The organism is Variovorax sp. RA8 (genome assembly GCF_901827175.1).
In the GTDB taxonomy this organism is placed as follows: domain Bacteria; phylum Pseudomonadota; class Gammaproteobacteria; order Burkholderiales; family Burkholderiaceae_C; genus Variovorax.
In genome coordinates, this window is sequence record NZ_LR594662.1 from 6,256,052 (window position 1) to 6,277,635 (window position 21,584).

Consider the following 21,584-nt stretch of genomic DNA (forward strand, 5'->3'; position numbering starts at 1 on the left):
ATCAGGCCGCCGCCGCCAGCGGCATCCGCACCGGCTGCGGCAGCACGTGCACCTGGGCCTCGCCCGGGGGCGGAGCCAGCAGCTCGTCGGCCTGCACGCCGTAGAGCTCGCGCAGCAGCGGCGCGTTCAGGGCCGACGAGGGACCGTCGTAGACGATCTCGCCCTGCTTGAGCGCGACCACGCGCGGGCAGTACTTCATCGCGATGTCGACCTGGTGCAGCGAGACGATCACCGTGCAGCGGTCCTCGCGGTTGATGCGCGCCAGGATCTCCATCACCTTGCGAGAGGACTCCGGGTCCAGCGAGGCGATGGGCTCGTCGGCCAGCACCACCTTCGCGCCCTGCACCAGCGTGCGCGCGATGGCGGCGCGTTGCTGCTGCCCGCCGGAGAGGGTGGAGGCACGCTGCGCCTGGCAATCGGCGATGCCCACGCGGGCCAGCGCCTCGAGCGCCAGCGTGCGCTCCTCGCAGGTGAAGGCGCGCGTCCAGCTGCGCCACCAGGGCATGCGATGCAGCGAGCCCACCAGCACGTTGACCAGCACCGGCAGCCGCGCCACCAGGTTGAACTGCTGGAACACGAAGCCGATCTGCGCGCGCACCCGGCGGATGTCGCGGTCGACGCGCCCGCGCTGCTGCACGCGACGGCCGTCGATCTCGATCAGCGAATCGGTGTCGCCGTCGGCCGCCACCAGGCCCGCCACGTGTCGCAGCAGGGTGGACTTGCCGGAGCCGGAGGCGCCGATCAGCGCCACCATCTCGCCGCGTCGAACGTCGAGGTCGATGTTGCGCAGGGCGTGCCTGCCGCTGGCGAAATGCTTGTTGAGCTGGCGGATGCGCAGGGCTGTTTCCATCGTCGGCTTCGAAGTCGTCTAGACAACCGAAGTCTGATCACGCCTTGTGACGTGCGCTTGACGCTTTCGCGACGGGGACGTGTCAGCGACCGGCCAGGAACACGCGGGCCAGTTCGTAGGGCGGCGTGACTTCCAGCTGGTCGTAGCGGCAGGCGTCGGGTGACTTGTCCCACCGCCACCGCAGGAACAGGGCCGCATGCCGGAAGCGGTCGCCCTGCAGGTGGTCGTAGCGGACCTCGCACACCCGATCGATGCGCAAGGGCTGCCACGAGAGATCCTTGCCGCCGCTCCACCGGCTCCGCGCCCCGGGCATTCGCTGCTGCGGCCCGCCGCCGGCAGCCGCGGCGGCCCATCCGGACCAGGGGTGCCCCGACGACGCGCCCTTGCGCAGCGGCTCCAGCTCGGCAGCGAGCTTTCTGCGGGTTTCCATGTCGAAGGACGCTGTCACGCCCACGTGCTGCAGCACATCGTGATCGTCGTAGAGGCCCAGGAGCAGCGAGCCCACGACGCCGGGCCCGCTCTTGTGCCACCGCAAGCCCGCCACCACGCAATCCGCTGTTCGCTGGTGCTTGACCTTCAGCATGGCGCGCTTGCCGGGAAGATAGGGCTGGTCCGCCCACTTGGCGATCACGCCGTCGAGCCCCGCGCCCTCGAAATGCTGCAGCCACTGGAGCGCCAGGGCGTGGTCGGTGGTCATGGGCGTGAGCCGGATGTGCGGTGCCGACTCCGCCAGCAGCGCCTCGAGCAGAAGCCGCCGTTCGCCTTGCGGCCTGGCCATCAGGTCCTGGCCATCCAACGCCAGCAGATCGAAGGCGACGAACGAAGCCGGCGTCTCGGCCGCCAGGCGCGCCACCCGCGACGCCGCGGGATGCACGCGTTGCTGGAGCGCATCGAAGTCGAGCCCGCGCGGCGTGGCGACGACGATCTCGCCGTCGAGCACGCAGCCCTCCGGCAGCGCTGCCGCAAAGGCTGCGTGCAGGTCGGGAAAGTAGCGGTCGAGCGGCTTGCCCTCGCGGCTCTGGACAAGGACCTCGCCGTCAATGCAAAAGACGATTGCGCGGAAGCCGTCCCACTTCGGCTCGAACAGGAACTCATCGCCCTGCGGCAGGCTCTCGGCCGTCCTGGCCAGCATCGGCAGTACCGGCGGACGCGGTGCGCTTCCGGAATTCATCGGCGCAATGGATCACCGCGCCTACGTGCTTCGTGCAGGAACTCCGGCCATGATCGCGACATCCTTTTTCCCAGGATTGCACCCGCCATGAAGATCGCCAGTTTCAACGTCAACGGGATCAACAGCCGGCTTCCGCGGCTGCTCGAGTGGCTCGAAGAGTCGAGGCCCGACGTGGCCTGCCTGCAGGAGCTGAAGTCCCCCGACCCCACCTTTCCTGAGGCCGCGCTGCGCGAGGCCGGCTACGGCGCCGTCTTCCACGGCCAGCGCTCGTGGAACGGCGTGGCCATCCTGGCACGCGGCAAGGAGCCGATCGAGACCGGGCGCGGCCTCGACGGCAACAGCCAGGACGACCAGAGCCGGTACATCGAAGCCGTGGTCGACGGCGTGATCATCGGCTGCCTCTACCTGCCCAACGGCAATCCATGGCCCGGCCCCAAGTTCGACTACAAGCTGGAGTGGTTCGAGCGGCTCTGCGCCCACGCGCGCAAGCTCTTCGACTGCGGTCTCCCCGCGATGCTGGCGGGTGACTTCAACGTCGTGCCCACCGACGCCGACATCTACAACCCGGCATCGTGGCGCAAGGATGCACTGCTGCAGCCCGAGAGCCGCGCCGCGTTCGCCCGGCTGCTCGACCAGGGCTGGACCGACGCGATCCGCGCGCTGCATCCGCACGAGGCGATCTATACCTATTGGGACTACTGGCGCAATCGCTGGCCGCGCAACGCCGGCCTGCGCATCGATCACCTGCTGCTCAATGACGAACTCGCTCCGTTGCTCAAGGCTGCCAATGTGGACCGCGAGGTGCGCGGCCGTCCGGGCGCCAGCGATCACGCGCCCGTGTGGGTGGAGATCGCCCTGCCCGGATAGGCCGCCTGCACGCGGCCAGCGGGGCCCCATGGGCCACCCAAGCTCACAACAGCTCGTGGAACAGGTAGGCCGCGTTGTCCTTCAGCTTGTGCCATGCCCCTCGCCGCCGCCAGGCCTCCAGCTCCACTTCTTCCGCCCGCGCCACATACCGCTCGAAGATGGCGTCGAGCTGGCCCGCAAAGCCCGCATCCAGTATGCCGAGCGTGAGTTCGTCGTTGGACTCGAACGAACGGTCGTCGAAATTGCTCGAGCCCACGGCGCTCCAGATGCCATCGACCGTCATCACCTTCTGGTGCAACAGGGTATGCGGATACTCGAACAGCCGCACGCCGCAGCGCAGCAGCTTCTCGAAGTTGCGATGCCCGGCGTGCTGAACCATGGGGTTGTCGGAGCCGCTGGTCGACGGCATGAGGACACGGACGTCGACACCGCGCTGCACGGCCTCGCCCAGGGCGTCGATGGCGGCAGGCTGCGGTATGAAATAGGGGTTCTGGATCCAGATGCGCTGGCGGGCCAGGCAGATCGCCGTGTGGTGCAGGATCTTGACCGCCGAGGGTGAACCTTCGGGCTTCAGATAGGCCACATGCATCGCGATCGCTCCCGCATCGGCCAGGTGGGGAAAGCATTCTTCACCACCGAACAGCTCACTGCCCTCGCCGATCCAGTTCTCGCTGAAGACGCCTTGCAGGAGGGTCACGATCGGACCTTGCACCCGCACGCTGATGTCGGCGTTGTGCTGGTGGTCCTCGGCATCACCGAGCCACGTGTCGACGATGCAATGGCCGCCCAGCAGGGCCTCGCGGCCGTCGATGACGACCAGCTTGCGGTGGTCGCGATCATTGAACAATCCGATGTTGCGCCACGAATTGTCGTGGAACATCAGCACGCTGCAGCCGGCCTCGCGCATCTGGACGAGGGTCTTGGGGGCAAGGCTCTTTGCGCCATTGGCATCGAGCAGCACCCGCACCCGCACGCCGGCGCGCGCCCGCTGCGAAAGCGCCTCGGCCAACTGGCTGCCGACGGTGCCGTCCTTCCAGAGGAAAGTCTCGAAGTGCACCGAGTACCGCGCCGCCCCGATGCGCTCGAGCAGCACGTCGAAATACCTCCCGTTCTCCAGCAGTTCCACGGCGTTTCCGTGCACCACGCCTCCCAGCGCGAGCCCGGCCAGGGAAGGCAGCAACTGTTCGATGCCGGCCGTGCTGCGCACCCGCAGGACGACGTCGCGCCGCCGCCGGATCGACCAGATCACGGACACGAGCAACGCGATGAGGGCCGTGGAGGCCACGCCCCAGAGCGACCAGTAAAGCAAGGTGTTTCCTCCTGCGAGCCGCCATTGTGGCGTGCGGCGGCGGGTCGATGAGGCCGGCTGTGCCGACGAAGTTCAGGTCGCTCCAGGAACATTCCCGCAATCCTGATGCAACCTGAAGGACGCTTGATCCAGCGCAAGGCCTTCTTGTTGCTTCGGCTGCAATCTCAGCGTTGACCCATCAACCTTGGATTCACGACCTGATGCTGCTGCCTGCGACCCGAAGCATCGCGCTTGCGATCCTCGTCCTCGCCGGGCAGCCGGCGTGGGCTGGCGACGATTGCGATGCACCGCCCGAGACCTGGCAGCCGCGCAGTGCGGTGCGCGCACTGGCCGAACGCAAGGGCTGGCACATCGACAAGCTCAAGATCGACGACGGCTGCTACGAGATCAAGGGCCGCGATGCCGACGACCGCCGCTTCAAGGCCAAGCTCGACCCGGCAACGCTCGAGGTCGTCCGCATGAAGCACGAGCATCGCGAACGCGAACGCGAACGCAGGCACGAGAGGATTTCAGCGAAGCCAGGAGACCACGAATGAAGCATGCATGGACCGTTGCCGCAGTCGCGGGCGCCATCGCCGCACCGTCGATCGCGTCGGCGCGCCAGGTCGCGATCGAAACCCAGCTGTCCGACTACGGCGGCGACGGCGCCTACGTCGCCATCTATATCACCGACCGCAATGGCCGCTACCAAGGCACGCTGTGGGTCGCAGGGACCAAGGCCAAGTACTGGCGTCACCTGGGTGACTGGTACCGCGCGACGGGCGGCAAGGCGAAGGTGGACGGCATCAGCGGGGCGAGCGTCGGCGCGGGCAAGACCTTGCGCGTGACTGTCGATGTGGCCGACACGCTGCTCGATGCCGGCTACGAGATCCACGTCGACACCGCGGTCGAGAAGATGAAGGAGAACCCTTCGGAGGTCGTCGTCCCGCTCACCAAGGCGGGCGCAGGCAAGCCGGCCGCCGGACGCGGCTACGTCAGGTCGTTCCGCTATACCCTTTGACAGGGTGCTCGATGCTGCGGACGCTCCATTCGATCCCGGCATTGATCGCATCGCTGCTGCTGGTGCTCGTCGCCCTGACGGGATCGGCGCTGTCGGTGTTCCCGGCCCTGGAGCGGGCGCGTGCGGCCGACACGAGCGGCATCGATGTGGCGACGCTCGCCGACCGCGTGAGCGCGCGCCTGCCCGGCGTCGAGACGCTGGTGCGCCAGCCTTCGGGCACGATCGTGGCCTACCACATGGCCGGCAGCGGGCAACGTGCGTCGGTCATCGACCCTGGGAGCGGGGAGGCGGTTGCCGACTATCGGCCTTCGGCCACACAGCGCTGGCTGAAGAACCTGCACCGCAAGCTCCTGCTCGACGACCCCGGCCGTGTCGCGACAGGCGTGGCGGCCGCCTGCATGCTGTTCATCGTGATCTCCGGCCTGACGCTGCTCGCGCGTCGAATGGGAGGTTGGAAGCAGTTGCTGGGCCCGGTGCGCGGCAACACGCCGCAACGGTTCCACAACGAGAGCGCGCGCCCGGCGTTCGCCGGGCTCGCATTGTCGGCAGCGACGGGTCTTCTCATGTCGCTCGCCACATTCGGATTCATCCCCGAAGGCGGGGGGGCGGACCCTTCCTTCGAGCTGCGCCCGAGCGGAACGGCCCGGATGGCGCTCGCGCAGATGGAGGCGCTGCGATCGGTGGACGTGTCGCGGCTCGCGCAGCTGAAGCTCGCGAGTCCGGACGATCCGAATGACGTCATCGAACTCGAGACCGCGGATGGCGCGGGCGTCGTCGATCCAGCCACGGGCACCTGGCTCGCCTACCGGGCGCCTGACGCTTGGCAGCGCCTGCACGCGACCGTGCGCATGCTGCACACCGGCGAAGGCCTGTGGTGGCTCGGGCTGGTGGTTGGCGCCTCGTCGCTGGCGGTACCGCTGCTCGCCGCGACCGGGTTCCTGCTCTGGCTTCGTCGCCGCCAAAGCCTGCCTCGCGTGCCAGACAATGTGCCGAGGCGCGACGCCGACACCTTGTTGCTGGTCGGCAGCGAAACCCGCACGACGTGGGGATTCGCCGCGGCGCTGCACGCCGCGCTGACGCGGGCGCACCTGCGGGTGCATACGGCACCGATGAACGACATCGAGGCTCACCTCCACGACGTCCGCCGCGTGCTCGTCCTCACCGCGACCTACGGCGACGGTGCGGCGCCGGAAAGCGCGCGCCAGTTTCTTCCCAGGCTTGCCCGCATGCCCGCGCGGGCCGGCGTCGCGTTCGCCGTGCTCGGCTTCGGCGACCGGCAGTTCCCGCATTTCTGCGGCTATGCACGGCAGGTCCACGATGCGCTCGCCGCCCGCGGGTTCGACGCCTTGGGAGAGCCGGGCATGGTGGACCGGCAGTCGGAGCCGGAGTTCCGCCAATGGTGCAAGTGGCTCGGCGACACGCTCGGAGTGACGCTCGACATCCGGTACGAGCCACTGCTGCCGCGCACGACTGCGCTCGAACTCGTCTCGCGAACCGGCTACGGTACCGATCCGCAGACCCTGACCGCTGTCCTGCGCTTCGCGCCACCAGCGGTGCCCGAGCGAGGATGGCGCAGCCGGCTCCGCTCGCCGCGGCTGCCGAAGTTCCAGACCGGCGACCTGCTCGGCGTGGTTCCGCCGGGCGGCGCTTCACCCCGCTATTACTCCCTGGTCAGTTCGGCTTCGGACGGTGTGATCGAGATCTGCGTGCGCCGCCAGGTGGGCGGTATCTGCTCCAGCTACCTCACCGGTCTGTCGCCGGGCGCAACCATCCAGGCTTTCATCCGGCCACATGAGAGCTTCCGCCTTGCAGCCAGCGCGGCGCCAGTGATCCTCGTCGGCGCGGGAACCGGCATCGGTCCGCTGATCGGCTTCATCCGCCACAACAGCGCGGGCCGCCCGATGCACCTGTACTTCGGCGCGCGCGGCGCCGAAGACGGCTTTCTCTATCGCGACGAACTGAACGGCCTCGTCGGCGACCATCGGCTGCGCACGCTGACGACCGCCTTCTCGCGCGCCGCCAGCCCAGCCTACGTGCAGGACCGGCTCCTCGCGGATGCCCAGCGGCTGCGCGCGTTGATCATGCATGGCGCCGCCCAGGTCATGGTGTGCGGCGGACGCCAGATGGCCGACGGCGTGATGAACGCCTGGGAACGCATCCTGGAGGGCTCCGGCCTGTCGGTCGCACAGCTGAGGACACAGGGGCGCTATGCCGAAGACGTCTATTGAGTGGCTGCGCGATGAACGACTGAAGGACTGCCGCACGAGCGGCGCGACGATGGGCACCCGCTACACCGCGCGCTTCGTCGTGTCCCGGCACGCCCAGGTGCAGGCGATCGTCGCCGACCTCGAGTCGGCGGTCACCGCCGTGGACATGCAGATGTCCAATTGGAAGCCCGGTTCCGACCTGTCGCGGCTCAATCGCGCGGCGCCGGACACCTGGATTCCCGTCCCGGCGAACCTGGCGTCCGTGCTGGCGCGGGCGATCGAGATCGGGCGCGAGACCTGCAATGCATTCAACATCGGTGTCGGCGAGCTCGTCGACACGTGGGGCTTCGGCCCGGCGGGAGGGCGCGGCCCGCGAGGCGCATCGGCCGGTCCCCACGCGTGCCGACCGGTCGACGAACTGCTGGAGGTCGACGTGCCGGGGCGCCGGGCGCGCAAGCATGCGCGCGTCGCCCTGGACCTGTGCGGCATCGCCAAGGGCTTCGGTGTGGACGAACTCGCTCGCGTGCTCGACCGGCATGACGTCGGCTCGTGGCTCGTGGGCATAGATGGCGAAATGCGCGCCCGCGGCTGCAGGCCCGATGGATCACCGTGGGCCATCGCACTGGAGGCGCCCGAGGACGGCCGCCGCGCGGCAATGGGCGTGATCGAGCTCGGCGACGCCGCCATTGCGACCTCGGGCGACTATCGGCACTGGATCGAGATCGGTGGCGCGCGCATCTCGCACACCATGGACCCCCGCACGGGTGCGCCTTTGCAGGGAGACGTCGCCTCGGTCACGGTCATCGCGCAGACCTGTGCCGATGCCGACGCCTACGCAACGGCCCTGATGGTCCTCGGTGCAGAGGCTGGCCGCGGCCACGCACGGCGGCGGGGCCTCGATGCACTCTTCGTCGCGCGCAAGGACGGTGAGCTTCGCACGACCGGCACCGGTGTCTTCGGTGACGCATAGCAGCGGCGCCAGGGTTGGAATCTCCTGCGCAGGCATGCTCCAAATGCCTACGAAGCGAGGCCGTCAAGGCGGACACCCTGAGGGGCATTGACTCAAGCTCGAGAATCGAAAGGTACCTGACATGCAGATACAAGTGAACACCAGCAACGGCGTCGAGAACAAGGACACGCTCGAACGCTGGGCCGACGAGGAGATCAGGCAGTCGCTGGACCGCTTCTCCGCAGACGTGACCGGGGTCGAGGTGCACCTGAGCGACGAGAACCACGACAAGGGCGGTGCAGCGGACAAGCGCTGCGCGATGGAAGCCCGCATCGCGGGGCGCCCGCCGGTGGCCGTGACCCAGCACGCGCCGAGCATCGACGAGGCCTTCCGCGGCGCGACCGAGAAGCTCAAGCGCGCGCTGGACAGCGCCCTGGGCCGCCAAGACAAGCACCGCGACCGCGAATCGATTCGCAAGGATGGCGACGCATCCGTCGAGTGAGGGCTCCATCCGCGCATGCAGGAGGCACACGACTTCAAGTTCTTCCGCGCCGGCGGCGTGGACCAGGTCCTGATCCGCAATGGGTCCGACATCGCGCACATCGGTGAACTCGATCAGAAGCTCTGGGTCGCGCTCGCATGCCCGACGCGCGGTATCGAGTTCGACAGCGGCACGCTCGACCTCATCGACACCGACCACGATCGGCGGATCCGGCCGCCGGAGCTGATCGCCGCCTGCGAGTGGGCGTGCGCGCACCTGCGTGACGCCGACGAGCTGATCGACGGCGGCGACGGCATCGCACTGGGCTCCTTTCGCCAGCCGGAGACGGACGACTTCTCCCTGGCCGACGAAGCCCGCCACGTCCTGCGTCTGCTGCGCAAGGAGGACGCGAACGTCATCACGCTCGACGACATCGAGCGGCGCAATGACATGCTCGCCGCGATGCGCTTCAACGGCGATGGCATCGTCACGCCCGAGACTACGACCGAGGAGCCGGTGCGCCGCACGCTGCAGCGCATCATGGAAGCCCACGGCAGCGTGAAGGACCGCAACGGCCGCGACGGCGTCGATCGCGCGCGCGCCGAGGCCTTCTTCGCCGAGGCCGAAGCCATGCGCCGCTGGCAGGCCGGCGAGGGCAGCGCGGCCTGCAGCGGCGGGCACATGCTGGAGGCCGCCGAGGCGGTGGGCGCAGTCCGCGAGAAGGTCGACGACTTCTTCGTACGCTGCCGACTCGCGGCCTACGACTTCCAGGCAGTGCCGGCGCTCAATGCCACGCCCGGGACGTACGAGGCGTTGGCCACGCAGGCGCTCACGCTCGAAGACCAGCGCATCGCCGCGCTGCCGATGGCCCGCATCGCCCCGGGACGCACGCTGCCGCTGCGCGCAGGTGTGAACCCGGCCTGGGACGGCGCGCTGGCCAGGCTGCAGCAGAAGGCCGTCGTGCCGCTGCTCGGCCATGCCGGCGAGCAGGCCGACCAGCTCGACGAGCAGGCGTGGACCGAGCTCCAGCGCCGCGTCGAGTCCTGTCGCGCCTGGCTCGCGGCAAAGCCGGCGTCGCCGCTGTCGAACCTGGACGGCGCGGCCATCGGCGCGCTCCTCGCCACGCGGGACGCGGTCATGGCGCTCATCGACGAGGACAAGGAAGCCGAGCCGCACAACGCACGCTTGCGCGACCTCGAGAAGCTGCTGCGCCTGAAGCGCGACCTGCACCGGCTGCTTGAGAATTTCGTCTCGTTCAAGGCCTTCTACAGCGGCAAGGGTGCGATCTTCCAGGCCGGCACGCTCTACCTCGACAGCCGCAGCTGCGATCTCACGGTGCGGGTGGACGACGTCAAGCAGCATGCGGCACTGGCGGGCCTGGCCCGGACCTGCCTGGCTTATTGCGAGTGCCGACGCGGGGGCGAAAGGATGAACATCGTGGCGGCCTTCACCGCAGGCGATGTCGACTACCTCTTTGCCGGACGCAACGGCGTCTTCTACGACCGCCAGGGCCGCGACTGGGACGCGACCATCACGCGGCTGATCGAGAACCCGACGAGCGTCGCACAGGCCTTCTTCTCTCCCTACAAGAAGTTCGTGCGCATGATCGAGGAGCAGGTCGCCAGGCGTGCCGCCGCCGGGGATGCCAGCGCGCAGGGGGCGCTCGGCTCACTGGCGACAAGCATCGCGACCACCGGCAGGACTGCCGCGCCCGCCGGCGCGCCCGCCGCACCTGCCGCAACGGCACGCCTGCCCGGCAGCCGCATCGACGTCGGCACCGTGGCAGCGCTCGGCGTGGCCATGGGCAGCATCAGCGCCGTGCTGGTGGCGCTGTTCAGCAAGTTCATCGATCTGGGCCAATGGATTCCCATCGCGATCGCGGGCATGGTCCTCGCCATCTCCGGTCCGAGCATGCTGATCGCCTGGCTCAAGCTGCGCCAGCGCAGCCTGGGGCCGATCCTGGACGCCAGCGGCTGGGCCATCAACGGCCGCATGAAGATCAACGTGCGGCTGGGCGCCTCGCTGTCGAAGACCGCGCGCATCCCGCGGCAGGCGATGCGCGTGCTGCGCGATCCCTACGCCGAACGCGGCGGCGTGACGGGCGCACTCGCGGCGCTCGCCCTGGTGGCGGCGGTCGCGGTCCTCGCGTGGCGGCTGGACCTGCTCGACAGGCGACTGCCGCCTGCGCTGCAGCACACGGCATCGCCGCAAGGCAGCTGAGCCACCCGGCCGGCACGCGCCGGGTTAAAGGACCCGCTGCCCCTCGCGCCAGACTCCACGCACGACCGCGTGGCGCGAGCCGTCGGGCAGCTCGGTCATGCGCACACGCACCAGGTCGGCGCGCAGGCCAGGCTCGATCGCCCCGCGGTCGGTGAGGCCGGTGGCCTCTGCCGGCGACCGCGTGACCATGGCCACCGCCTGCGGCAGGGTGACGATGTCGTCGGCCACGAGCCGCATCACCGCGCCGAGCAGGCTGCCGGGCACGTAGTCGGAGGACAGGATGTCCAGCAGCCCGTGCCGCGCCAGTTCGGCGGCCGAGACATTGCCCGAATGCGAGCCGCCGCGCACCACGTTCGGCCCGCCCATCACGGTCGAGAGCCCGCGTTCTCGCGCGGCCGCGGCAGCAGCCATCGTGGTCGGGAATTCCGACATGCTCGCGCCCTCGGCATGCGCCTGCTCGACATGCGCCACGGTGGTGTCGTCATGGCTCGCCAGCGCGATGCCGTGCGTGCGGCAGTAGTCCACGAAGTGGCGGCGGTGCGGCTCGGCGAACCGGGCCTGCAGCGTGGCGGCATGCGCGACCTGGCGCTCGAACTTCTCGGCGCTCCAGCCCTTCTTGCCCGTGTAGTAGACGCGTGCGACCTCGATGTTCTCCCACTGGCGCTGGCCCGGCGTGTGGTCCATCAGCGAGATCAGGGACACGCGCGGGTGGCCATGGAAGGGCTCGAAGAGCTCGATGGTGTTGGGCGCGGGCAGCTCGCAGCGCACGTGCAGGTGATGGTCCGCGCGCAGCAGGTCTTTCTCGCTGCAGTTGTCGAGCGTGGCCACGGTCTTGGTCCAGGTGCTGCCGCGCAGGCTCTCGGCGTCGGCCTCGCCGACGCCCAGCGCGTCGAACACGGTGGTGATGCCGGCGGCCGCCACCTCGGCGTCGTGCGCCAGCAGCGCCGGCAGCTCGGCCCATTGCACCTTCGGGCGCGGCATCAGGTGGCGCTCGAAGTTGTCGGTGTGCACCTCGACCAGGCCGGGCAGCAGGTAGTCGTTCTCGAGGTCGACGATGCCGGCGGCCGTGTTGCCGCCGTCCAGCGCGGCGATGCGGCCGTTGGCGACCGAGAGGCTGCCGCGCACCACCTCGCCGGGCAGCACCATGCGCGCGTTCGAGAACACGATGGCCTCGGTCATTGGATTACCTCCGCGCCATGCGCTGCGGTGCTATTCGGCTCAGGAGCGGCCCGGCGTCTCATGCCACGCTCCTGAAGTCCGCAACGTTCACCCTGCGCGTCGCCACCGCCGCGCCCACCTCGGCGTCATGGAAGATGCCGACCAGCGCCGCGCCGCGCGCGGTCGCCTCTCGGATGAGTTCGATCACGGTGCGGGTGTTGGCTGCGTCGAGCGAGGCGGTGGGCTCGTCCAGCAGCAGCAGGGGCTTGGGCTTGATCATGTTGCGTGCAATGTTGATGCGTTGCTGCTCGCCGCCGGAGAAGGTGGCGGGCGGCAGGTGCCACAGCCTTTCGGGGATGCGCAGGCGCTCGAGCCACCTGCGCGCCTCGGCACGCGCGGCCTCGAGGCCCTCGGCATTGTCGCCGGCGTCCTCCGCCAGCGGCTCGGCCACCACGTCGAGCGCGGGCACCCGCGGGATCACGCGCAGGAACTGGCTCACGTAGCCGATGGTGTCGCGGCGCAGGCGCACCAGCTCGCGCGGCGTGGCCGCGGTCACGTCCACCGCCTCGCCCTCGTGCGGCTGCACCAGGATGCGGCCGGCACTGGCGCTGTAGTTGGCATAGATGAGCTTGAGCAGCGTGCTCTTGCCCAGGCCCGAGGCGCCGTCGAGCACCACGCACTCGCCGGGCGCGACGCTGAGCTCGACGCCGTCGAAGACCGGCAGCGAAAGCTGGTTCTGGTGATGGAGGGTGAAGCGCTTGGCCACCCCCTGGAGCTGGAGCAGGGGTCGATTCATTGGAATACCTTCGCCTTCGGCTGCGGTGCTATTCGCCTTCGGAGCGGCCGTGCGGCTCATGGTTGCAGCACCGAGGAGACGAGAAGCTGGGTGTAGGGATGCTGCGGGTCGTCGAGCAGCTGGTCGGTGAGCCCGGCCTCGACCACGCGTCCGCGCTGCATCACCATCATGCGGTGCGCCAGCAGCCGGGCCACCGCGAGGTCGTGCGTGACCACGATGGCGGCGAGCTGCATCTGGCGCGTGAGCTGGCGCAGCAGGTCGAGCAGGCGGGCCTGCACGGACACGTCGAGCCCCGAGGTCGGCTCGTCCATGAAGACCAGCCGCGGGCGCGTGACCAGGTTGCGCGCGATCTGCAGGCGCTGGCGCATGCCGCCGGAGAAGGTGCGCGGCGCGTCGTCGATGCGCGCCGGGTCGATCTCCACGCGTGCCAGCCATTGCGTCGCGGTGGCGCGCAGGCGGCCGTAGTGCCGCTCGCCCAGGCCCATCAGCCGCTCGCCGACATTGGCGCCGGCCGAGACGTCCATGCGCAGGCCCTCGGCCGCGTTCTGGTGGACGAAGCCCCAGTCGGTGCGCGCCAGCAGGCGCTGCTCGGCCTCGCTCATCGCGAAGACCTCGCGCAGGCCGCCGGCACGCGTCTGGAACTGCACGCTGCCGCAGTCGGGCTTGTCGCGCGCCGCCACCGCGTTGAGCAGGGTGGACTTGCCGGAGCCCGACTCGCCCACGATGGCCAGCACCTCGCCGGGCCAGAGATCGAAGCTCGCGTCCTGCAGGGCGACGCGATCACCGTAGCGCTTGCCGATGCCGCGCACGCGCAGCAGCGGCTGGGGGGAAGCCATGGCCGCGCTCATGGGGCAAGCTCCTCCATGCGCGCGGCCGGCAGCGGCGCGGGTGGTTCGGGCTGCGCCTGCTGCCGCGACTGGCAGTAGTCCGAGTCCGAGCACACATGCATGCGCGTGCCGTTGTCGTCGGTGATCAGCTCGTCGAGGAAGCTGTCGATCGCGCCGCACAGCGCGCAGGCCGCGTTCCAGCGCTGCACCTCGAAGGGATGATCCTCGAAGCCCAGGCTCTCGACCGGCGTGTAGGGCGGCACGGCGTAGATACGCTTCTCGCGGCCGGCGCCGAAGAGCTGCAGCGCGGGGTTCATGTGCATCTTGGGGTTGTCGAACTTGGGGATGGGCGAAGGCGACATCACGTAGCGATCGTTCACCAGCACCGGGTAGTCGTAGGTGGTCGCGATGTGGCCGTAGCGTGCGATGTCCTCGTACAGCTTGACGTGCATCAGCCCGTACTCGGCCAGGCCGTGCAGGGTGCGCGTGACGGTCTCGCGCGGTTCCAGGCGCTGCATGGGCTCGGGCACCGGCACCTGGTAGACCAGCACCTGGCCCTCGGCCAGCGGCGTCTCGGGGATGCGGTGGCGGGTCTGGATGAGCGTGGCTTCCCGCGTGCGGGTGGTGGTCGCGACGCCGGTGGTGCGCTCGAAGAAGCGGCGGATGTTGACCGCGTTGACGGTGTCGTCCGAACCCTGGTCGATGACCTTGAGCACGTCGCGCGGACCGATGACCGAGGCCGTGACCTGGATGCCGCCCGTGCCCCAGCCGTAGGGCAGCGGCATCTCGCGCGAGCCGAACGGCACCTGGTAGCCGGGGATCGCGACCGCCTTGAGGATGGCGCGGCGGATCATGCGCTTGGTGCGCTCGTCGAGGTAGGCGAAGTTGATGTGGGGGGTGGTCATGGGGCGGGCTCCGTGGCACTCTTTCGCTTGATCTCGTACGTTGCTGCTGGTTGGAGTCCGGAGCCGGGAATTCGCCCCGGCTCCAGCCTCAAACAATGCGCAAGATCTCATTCGTCATCGTCCTTCGCCACGTGGCCGGCGCGCATGCGGCGCACCAGCTCGAGCTCGGCCTGGAAGTCCACGTAATGCGGCAGCTTCAAATGCTGCACGAAGCCCGAGGCCTCCAGGCTGTCGCTGTGCGAGAGCACGAATTCCTGCATCTGCGCAGGTGACTCGACGGTCTCGCCGAGCTCGTCGGCGCGCAGCGCGCGGTCGACCAGGCTCATTGCCATCGCCTTGCGCTCGCTGTGGCCGAAGGCCAGCCCATAGCCGCGGGTGAACTGCGGCGGCTCGGTCTTGCTGCCGGCGAACTGGTTGACCATCTCGCACTCGGTGATCTCCAGATCCCCGATGGAGATGGGAAAGCCCAGCTCCTCGGGCGCCAGCTCCAGCGCCACGCTGCCGAAGCGGATCTCGCCGACGAAGGGATGGCTGTGCGAGTAGCCGCGCTGGGTCGAATAGGCCATCGCGAGCAGGAAGCCTTCGTCGCCGCGTGCCAGGTTCTGCAGGCGGGTGGCCCGGTCGGCCGGAAAGCGCAGCGGCTCGCGCGTCAGGTCCACCGGCGCGGGGTCACCGGGGGGCACGGGGCGGGTCTCGATCAGGCGCTCGTGGTTGAGCAGGTCCACCACGCGCGGCGTCGCCACGGGCGCCTCGGCCGGCGTCGTCGCGGCCTCGGTGCGCGCGGGCGCCTCGCCGTTGGCGAGCAAGGTGAAGTCGAGAAGGCGCTGCGTGTAGTCGTAGGTCGGGCCCAGCACCTGCCCGCCGGGCAGGTCCTTGAAGGTGGCGGAGATGCGGCGGTCCAGCTGCATGCGCGCGGTGTCCAGCGGCAGGCTCATGCCCAGCCGCGGCAGCGTGGCGCGGTAGGCGCGAAGCAGGAAGATGGCCTCGACCAGGTCGCCCGCGGCCTGCTTGATGGCGAGCGCGGCGAGCTCCGGGTCGTACACCGAGCCCTCGGTCATCACGCGGTCGACGGCCAGCTTGAGCTGCTCGCGGATCTGCGTGACGGAAAGCTCGGGCGTGGCGCTGTCGCCGCGGCGCTGTTCGGCCAGCAGGCGATAGCTCTGGAGGATGGCGGCTTCACCGCCCTTGACTGCGACGTACATCGGCTCAGTCCTCCAGCTCGATGTGCGTGGTGCGCGGCAGGCCGACGATCTGGTGCTGCGTCGCAAGGAACAGGTCCACGCCGCGCGGGAAGGCCGCCTGCTGCGCCGCGCGCTGCGCTACCAGCCGGCGTGCCGTGTCGCTGGGCAGGCCGTCGACGCACAGGCGCGCCTGCGTGCGGATGCCGGGGCCGCGCAAGGTCCAGCCTTCGTCGTCGTCGCCATCGGCCAACGAGGGCACGTCCACCACGCAGGTGGCGGACTGCTCGGGCGCGACGTCCGTGCCCTGCGCGAAGCGCTCCAGCGCCGGCGCCTCGTCGCTGCTCGCGATCCATGCGAACTGGGCCTGGGCGGGGTCGTCCACCAGCGTGCAGCCGCTGTGGAAGCGCACCCATGCCGCTGCGTCGCTGGCGGCGAGCGAAGGCGAAAGCCACAGCTTGCAGTCCGGGTCGAGCAGTGCGAGCAGCAGTGCGGCCGAAGCCGCATGTCCGCGCGAAGGCACTTGCGCGTCATGCGGCAGGTCGACGATGCGGCCCGGGTGCGAGAGCGCCTCCAGCGCGGCGCGGAACACGGCCTGGCTGCCGAGCGCGAGATCGGAGAAGCCTGCGCCGATGGCGGAGAGATCATGGGTGCTCATGGTGGTGCTCATCAAAATGGCTTCAGCTGCGGTGGGAGCGCCTTCGGGCGGGCGGTGCTCATAGGACAAACTCACTCGCGGTTCTCATTGCGACTGGTTGGCTTGGCTTGGCTTGGCTTGGCTTGGCTTGGCTTGGCTTGGCTGTCGATTCGTACGTTGCTGCTGGGTTGAGGCCGGAGCCGGGATTTCGCCCCGGCCTCAACCCAACAGCAACGTCCAAATCAGCCCACCGAGCGCTGGGGCTTGCCACCCGATGTCTCATTCGCCTTCCTCTTCGTCGCCATCGGCCCCACCAGCTTCACGCGCAACGGTGAAGAACTCGACCTTGCTGGCCTGCGCGCGCGCATGGCGCTCGGCACGTTGTTGCGCCAGGTGCCGGCGCACGGGCTCGAGCAGGCTGGCGTCGAGCGCCTCCTGCTGCGCCGGGTCCTGCAGCAACGCGTCGGCCACGGCAGCGAGCTGCGCGTGCCGGTGCGAGCGGCCCATCACGTACGCAACGCCGACGGCCGCGCCGTCCTGCGCGACGCCCGCCAGGCGCAGCGCGCAGCGGGTGACCGTGACTTCGCCGAGGTTGAAGCGCTCGCCCGTGCCGCCGGCGCGGCCCTGGACCATCATGAGACCTGTCTCCGGCGCACGCAGCCATTGCGGCGTACGCTGCGCATGCTCGCCCAGCGCAGGCTCCAGCATCGAAAGCGGTGCCCGCGCCAGCACGGCCATCCATTGCGCCCGGCCCGACGGCCGGTTCGCAGGGTGGTTGTCAAAGGCATGAAACATCGGGGTGATACTCTGGAAAAAGTTGTATAGACAAATTAGACCACTGGCGCCAGCTTAGGCGCGACCCATGTCCTTTTCATGACAACCTCGACGTCGTCTTCCCCTCCCCTGGCCTTCGCGCCGCGCCCTGCGCGCCCGTCGCGTGACAGCTTCTGGACCCGCATCGCGGCCGAGCTCGCCGAGGCCATCGCGCGCGGCGTCTATCCGCCCGGCGAGCGCCTGCCCTCGGAGCATGCGCTGGCCGAGCAGTTCGGCGTCAACCGCCACACCATCCGGCGCTCGCTGGCCAGCCTCAGCAGCCAGGGCCTGCTGCGCGTGACGCAGGGCAGCGGCACCTACGTGGAGGAGTTCGCGGTCGAGCTGGTGCTGGCCAAGCGCACGCGGCACCACCAGAACATGGCGCTGGCCGGCCTGCGCGGCGTGCTGCGCGTGCTCGATGCGAGCAGCGTGCGCGCGAGCGCGGCACAGGCGCGCGTCCTGCAGGTGCCGGTGCGCAGCATGCTGCTGCGCCTGCAGGTGCTGGGCGAGGCCGAGCAGCAGCCGCTGCACGTGGGCGAGCGCTTCTTTCCGCTGCCGCGCTTCGCGAAGCTGGAGGCCGTGGTGCGCGAGACCGGCTCCATCACCGCCGCCTTCGCCGCCCACGGCGTGGACGACTACACCCGCCACGAAAGCCGCATCACGGCGCAGATGCCGAAGCCCGAGGTGGCGGCGCAACTGCGGCAGTCCGTCGCGCGGCCGGTGCTGCTGGTCGAGAGCGTCAACGTGGACACCGAGGCGCAGCCGATCGAGTTCGCGCGCACCTGGTTCGCGGGCGACCGCATCACCCTGACGGTCACGCACGATGACTGAGGCCCCGCATCGCTTTGCGATCTACTTCGCGCCGCGCGCCCACAGCCCCTGGTGGCTGGCCGGCAGCCGTTGGCTGGGCCGCTGCGCGGAACTCGGCGAGCCACTGCCGCAGCCCCAGGTGCCAGGCTTGTCCACGCCCGATCAGCATCGGCTGACGAAGGCGCCGCGGCGCTATGGCTGGCATGGGACGCTCAAGGCGCCCTTCACGCTCGCACCGGGCGTCGACGAAGCACGGCTGCGCGCCGAACTGCGCGCGCTCGCCGGCGAGTTCGAAGCCTTCTCGCTGCCGCCACTCGAGGTCGCGATGCTCGACGACTTCCTCGCGCTGGTGCCCGATGGGGATGCACAGGCGATCGATGCCCTGGCCGCCGCCTGCGTCACCCGCCTGCAGCCGCTGGCGGCGCCGCTCGCGCCGGCCGAGCTCGAGCGCCGCCGCGCGGCCGGGCTCACGCCCGAGGAAGACGCGTTGCTGCTGCGCTGGGGCTACCCCTTCGTGCTGGAGCGCTTCCGCTTCCACCTCTCGCTCACCGGCTCGCTGAAGGACGCCACCCCCGCGGCGATCGACGCGTTGAAGGAGGCGGCGCGCCACCGCTTCGATACCCTGCCCGCCTGCCGCGTCGACAACCTCTCGCTCTTCGTCGAGCCCCGGCCGGGCGCGGACTTCATGCTGGTCGAGCAGATGGCGCTGGCTCCAGTGAGCCGCCCGGCCGCTCCGAAGGCGAATAGCACCGCAGCCGAAGGCGAAGGTACTCCAGTGAGCCGCCCGGCCGCTCCGAAGGCGAATGGCACCGCAGCCGAAGGCGAAGGTACTCCAGTGAGCCGCCCGGCCGCTCCGAAGGCGAATGGCACCGCAGCCGAAGGCGAAGGTACTCCAGTGAGCCGCCCGGCCGCTCCGAAGGCAAATGGCACCGCAGCCGAAGGCGAAGGTACTGCCGTGAAGGGCCGCCTCGTCTACGTGATGGGCCCCTCCGGCGCGGGCAAGGACAGCCTGATCGCCTGGCTCAAGGACCACCTGCCGCCGCACCTGCCCCTGCACCTGGCGCGCCGCACCATCACGCGGCCGATCCGCCACGGCGACGAGCAGCACTTGAGCGTGAGCGAGCAGGCCTTCGCGCTGCTGCACCAGGCGCAGGCCTTCGCCCTCGACTGGCAGGCCAACGGCCTGCGCTACGGCGTGCGGCACGACGAACTCGCGCCGCTGCATCGCGGCAAGTGGGTGCTCGTCAATGGTTCGCGCGCCTACCTGCCGCACGCCTTGGCGAGGTTTCCGCAGCTGACGGTGGTCCACGTCACGGCCAGCCTCGAGGTGCTGCGGCAGCGCCTGCTGGCGCGCGGGCGCGAGACGCCCGACATGGTCGAGGCCCGGGTGCAGCGCGCGCTGGCATACCTGCCGCCGCCCCACGCCATCGAGGTGCGCAACGACGGCGACCTCGCCGACGCGGGCGCGCAGCTGCTGCGGGCCCTGGCTAGAACCGCGCCTTGAGAAACGCCGAAGGCCCCTTCAGCTTGACCCGCAGCCGCGCCGTGCTGCTCAGCGCATCGAAGTCCCGCTTGAGCTCGACCTCGGTCACCCCATAGGAGAGCACCACGCCCACGTTCTTGACGGGGAACCACTCCACGCCGAGCGCGGCGTTGTAGATGTGGCCGCGCAGGTTGTTGCCGCCCTTGCGTACGCCCGACACGTCGGCGAAGAGGCGCAGGTCGGGACTGATGGCGTGGCGCACGCCGATCTCCAGCAGCGGCGCGAAGGCGTCGTCGCTGTCGTGCTGGCTGAAGGTGGCGGTGGCGCCGTTCACGCCGGCCAGGGCGTTGCTGTCCAAACTGACGCGGTAGTAGGCCAGGCCCGCGCCCAATCCCAGCACCGTGTTGCCCGATCCGATCCACCATTTGTAGGCCAGCTTGGCGAAGTCCAGCTTGAGGTCGAGGTTGACGTTGCCCAGCGCCGTGACCGAGGTCGGCCCGATCGCGAAGTTATTGGCAAAGCCGGTGCCGTAGTCGCGGTTGAAGCGGTAGTAGTCGAGCGAGAAGCCCTGGCTGTCGCCGATCAGCACATCGGCCGTGATGCGCGGCATGGTCACCTTGCTGCCTTCGATGTCGCGCGTGTCGAAGCGGCCGTAGGGCGTGTTCAGCCCGGCGTCGAGGGTGGGTTCGGCGTGGAAGGCGCCGACCGAGAAGCTGAAGCGATCCAGTGCGGGCGAAGGCTCGGCGAGAGCTGGAGTCGACATGGCGAAGCCGGCTCCGGCCAGCGCGACGAGGACGGATGGACGCAAGAACATCATGAACAGGAAACCGATGGACGGCGGATGCCCGGCATGAAGAACCGATGTCGTGGCCGCCGCGAAGCTCCCCTGGGCGCGAACGCCACTCTAGGCGGCGCGCGCCGGCCTGCAATTTCCGGATGGCGGCTCCGTATGTAGGAGGGCGCCTTGCGAACGTCCGCTCGCTCCGCAACGGTGTTTATCCGAGTGCGCTCGTCATGTGGTCGATCAGCGCCCGCAGGCGGGCGGACTGTCGCATGTCGCGGTGGTAGCCCAACCACACGTCGCGGCCGGGCGGCGGCTCCCCGAGGTCGATCGATTGCAGCTGCGAAATCCGCGCGGCAAGCGGCATGGGCAGAACGGCGAGCCCGAGGCCTTCGGCGCACATCGCCGCCTGGGCCTCGCGGCTGTTGCTGCCGAACGCGATGCGTGCGTTGGGCAGCATGCGCCGCAGCCACAGGGCGTCGGGAAATCCGCGGAATGCGGTGTCCATCGTCAACAGCGTGGCCCCTGCGCCGTCGCCGGCCTTCGGTACGGCGCCACCGGCCGCGCCGTAGAGCGCGTAGGGCACGTGCATCAGCTTGCGCTGCAGGACGTCGGGCTCGTCGAACGGATGGATGCGAAGGACCAGGTCGGCCTCGCGCCGCGAGAGGTTGAGCAGCCGCGAGTCGGTGAGGAGCTCGACCTGCACGCCGGGGTGGCGGCGCATGAAATGCGCGAGCACCGGGGACAACATGTGCACCCCGAACCAGTCCGAGGACGAGACGCGAAGCAGTCCCTCCAGTTGCCTCGACTCGCCCGCGACGTCGCGCTCGAATGCGAGCGCCTCCTCTTCCATCTGCTCGGCATGGGCCAGCGCCGCCTCGCCCGCGGCGGTGAGCACGAAGCCTTCGGGCGTGCGCTGGAAAAGCGATGCGGACATCGAGGCTTCCAGGGCCTTCAGGCGCCGGCCCATCGTGGGCTGCGACACGCCAGCCTGGCGGGCCGCGGCGCCCAGCGTGCCGTGGCGCGCGACCGCCAGGAAGATCTTGATGTCGCTCCACTCCATGACTGCCCATTCAGTTTTGCATGAGGAGCTTGCGATTCTGTCGATTTACATTCATTCGTGCAGCACCAACACTGGATGC

The 21,584-nt window shown here is 69.6% G+C and carries 21 protein-coding genes; 9 read left to right on the plus strand and 12 right to left on the minus strand.

Annotation, left to right across the window (positions count from 1 at the left end):
• Window position 1: 1 nt before the first annotated feature.
• Together phnC and E5P3_RS29785 are read right to left on the minus strand one after the other, a co-directional pair.
• Window positions 2-850, minus strand: a complete 849-nt coding sequence (gene phnC / locus E5P3_RS29780; protein ID WP_162589255.1) for a phosphonate ABC transporter ATP-binding protein — start codon at window positions 848-850, stop codon at window positions 2-4.
• A gap of 82 nt (window positions 851-932) precedes the next feature.
• Window positions 933-2,021: an ATP-dependent DNA ligase gene (locus E5P3_RS29785; RefSeq protein ID WP_162589256.1), complete on the minus strand. Its 1,089-nt coding sequence runs from the start codon at window positions 2,019-2,021 to the stop codon at window positions 933-935.
• A gap of 87 nt (window positions 2,022-2,108) precedes the next feature.
• On the opposite strand from E5P3_RS29785, the gene E5P3_RS29790 reads away from it, so the two are divergent.
• A complete protein-coding gene (locus E5P3_RS29790) occupies window positions 2,109-2,888 on the plus strand; it encodes an exodeoxyribonuclease III (RefSeq protein ID WP_162589257.1) in 780 nt (259 codons plus the stop codon).
• A gap of 43 nt (window positions 2,889-2,931) precedes the next feature.
• On the opposite strand, the gene E5P3_RS29795 is transcribed toward E5P3_RS29790, so the two are convergent.
• On the minus strand, window positions 2,932-4,197 hold the full coding sequence (locus tag E5P3_RS29795; RefSeq protein WP_162589258.1) for a phospholipase D-like domain-containing protein: 1,266 nt from the start codon (window positions 4,195-4,197) through the stop codon (window positions 2,932-2,934).
• A 170-nt stretch (window positions 4,198-4,367) separates the two neighbouring features.
• Between E5P3_RS29795 and E5P3_RS29800 the strand changes: the two genes are divergently transcribed.
• The 6 genes from E5P3_RS29800 (at window position 4,368) to E5P3_RS29825 (ending at window position 11,054) form a co-directional block, all read left to right on the plus strand.
• Entirely contained in the window at window positions 4,368-4,733 is a 366-nt protein-coding gene (locus E5P3_RS29800) for a PepSY domain-containing protein (RefSeq protein ID WP_232073371.1), read from the plus strand.
• On the plus strand, window positions 4,730-5,197 hold the full coding sequence (locus tag E5P3_RS29805) for a DUF2271 domain-containing protein (RefSeq protein ID WP_162589259.1): 468 nt from the start codon (window positions 4,730-4,732) through the stop codon (window positions 5,195-5,197). Before E5P3_RS29800 ends, E5P3_RS29805 begins: the two co-directional genes overlap by 4 nt.
• An 11-nt stretch (window positions 5,198-5,208) precedes the next feature.
• Window positions 5,209-7,425 (plus strand): PepSY domain-containing protein, encoded by a 2,217-nt coding sequence (locus E5P3_RS29810; RefSeq protein WP_162589260.1) that lies wholly within the window; start codon window positions 5,209-5,211, stop codon window positions 7,423-7,425.
• On the plus strand, window positions 7,406-8,374 hold the full coding sequence (locus E5P3_RS29815; RefSeq protein ID WP_162589261.1) for an FAD:protein FMN transferase: 969 nt from the start codon (window positions 7,406-7,408) through the stop codon (window positions 8,372-8,374). The genes E5P3_RS29810 and E5P3_RS29815 overlap by 20 nt, the downstream gene beginning before the upstream one ends.
• Window positions 8,375-8,495: 121 nt before the next feature.
• Window positions 8,496-8,855, plus strand: a complete 360-nt coding sequence (locus E5P3_RS29820; protein WP_162589262.1) for an HPF/RaiA family ribosome-associated protein — start codon at window positions 8,496-8,498, stop codon at window positions 8,853-8,855.
• 15 nt (window positions 8,856-8,870) lie between these two features.
• Complete coding sequence (locus E5P3_RS29825) at window positions 8,871-11,054, plus strand: hypothetical protein (RefSeq protein WP_162589263.1); 2,184 nt, start codon at window positions 8,871-8,873, stop codon at window positions 11,052-11,054.
• 24 nt (window positions 11,055-11,078) lie between these two features.
• Here E5P3_RS29825 and E5P3_RS29830 read toward each other — a convergent pair whose 3' ends face one another.
• From E5P3_RS29830 to phnG, 7 genes are all read right to left on the minus strand, one after another.
• Complete coding sequence (locus tag E5P3_RS29830) at window positions 11,079-12,233, minus strand: alpha-D-ribose 1-methylphosphonate 5-triphosphate diphosphatase (protein WP_162589264.1); 1,155 nt, start codon at window positions 12,231-12,233, stop codon at window positions 11,079-11,081.
• 58 nt (window positions 12,234-12,291) lie between these two features.
• Complete coding sequence (gene phnL / locus E5P3_RS29835) at window positions 12,292-13,008, minus strand: phosphonate C-P lyase system protein PhnL (protein ID WP_162589265.1); 717 nt, start codon at window positions 13,006-13,008, stop codon at window positions 12,292-12,294.
• A 56-nt stretch (window positions 13,009-13,064) separates the two neighbouring features.
• On the minus strand, window positions 13,065-13,844 hold the full coding sequence (gene phnK / locus E5P3_RS29840; RefSeq protein ID WP_162589266.1) for a phosphonate C-P lyase system protein PhnK: 780 nt from the start codon (window positions 13,842-13,844) through the stop codon (window positions 13,065-13,067).
• An 8-nt stretch (window positions 13,845-13,852) separates the two neighbouring features.
• Window positions 13,853-14,740 (minus strand): alpha-D-ribose 1-methylphosphonate 5-phosphate C-P-lyase PhnJ, encoded by an 888-nt coding sequence (locus tag E5P3_RS29845; RefSeq protein WP_162589267.1) that lies wholly within the window; start codon window positions 14,738-14,740, stop codon window positions 13,853-13,855.
• Window positions 14,741-14,847: 107 nt separating this feature from the next.
• Window positions 14,848-15,942, minus strand: coding sequence for a carbon-phosphorus lyase complex subunit PhnI (locus E5P3_RS29850; protein WP_162589268.1), 1,095 nt, complete (start codon window positions 15,940-15,942; stop codon window positions 14,848-14,850).
• 4 nt (window positions 15,943-15,946) lie between these two features.
• Window positions 15,947-16,576 carry a phosphonate C-P lyase system protein PhnH gene (gene phnH, locus E5P3_RS29855; protein ID WP_162589933.1) on the minus strand — a complete coding sequence of 210 codons (630 nt, stop codon included), beginning with the start codon at window positions 16,574-16,576 and terminating at the stop codon, window positions 15,947-15,949.
• A gap of 258 nt (window positions 16,577-16,834) precedes the next feature.
• Entirely contained in the window at window positions 16,835-17,350 is a 516-nt protein-coding gene (gene phnG, locus E5P3_RS29860; RefSeq protein ID WP_162589269.1) for a phosphonate C-P lyase system protein PhnG, read from the minus strand.
• 78 nt (window positions 17,351-17,428) lie between these two features.
• Between phnG and phnF the strand changes: the two genes are divergently transcribed.
• Window positions 17,429-18,199 (plus strand): phosphonate metabolism transcriptional regulator PhnF, encoded by a 771-nt coding sequence (gene phnF, locus E5P3_RS29865; protein ID WP_162589270.1) that lies wholly within the window; start codon window positions 17,429-17,431, stop codon window positions 18,197-18,199.
• Window positions 18,192-19,682, plus strand: a complete 1,491-nt coding sequence (gene phnN / locus E5P3_RS36355; protein ID WP_332107397.1) for a phosphonate metabolism protein/1,5-bisphosphokinase (PRPP-forming) PhnN — start codon at window positions 18,192-18,194, stop codon at window positions 19,680-19,682. The genes phnF and phnN overlap by 8 nt, the downstream gene beginning before the upstream one ends.
• Here the strand turns inward: phnN and E5P3_RS29880 are convergent.
• Together E5P3_RS29880 and E5P3_RS29885 are read right to left on the minus strand one after the other, a co-directional pair.
• Window positions 19,666-20,478: a hypothetical protein gene (locus E5P3_RS29880; protein WP_162589271.1), complete on the minus strand. Its 813-nt coding sequence runs from the start codon at window positions 20,476-20,478 to the stop codon at window positions 19,666-19,668. The genes phnN and E5P3_RS29880 overlap by 17 nt on opposite strands.
• Window positions 20,479-20,656: 178 nt before the next feature.
• A complete protein-coding gene (locus tag E5P3_RS29885; protein WP_162589272.1) occupies window positions 20,657-21,505 on the minus strand; it encodes a LysR family transcriptional regulator in 849 nt (282 codons plus the stop codon).
• Between the last annotated feature and the right edge of the window lie 79 nt (window positions 21,506-21,584).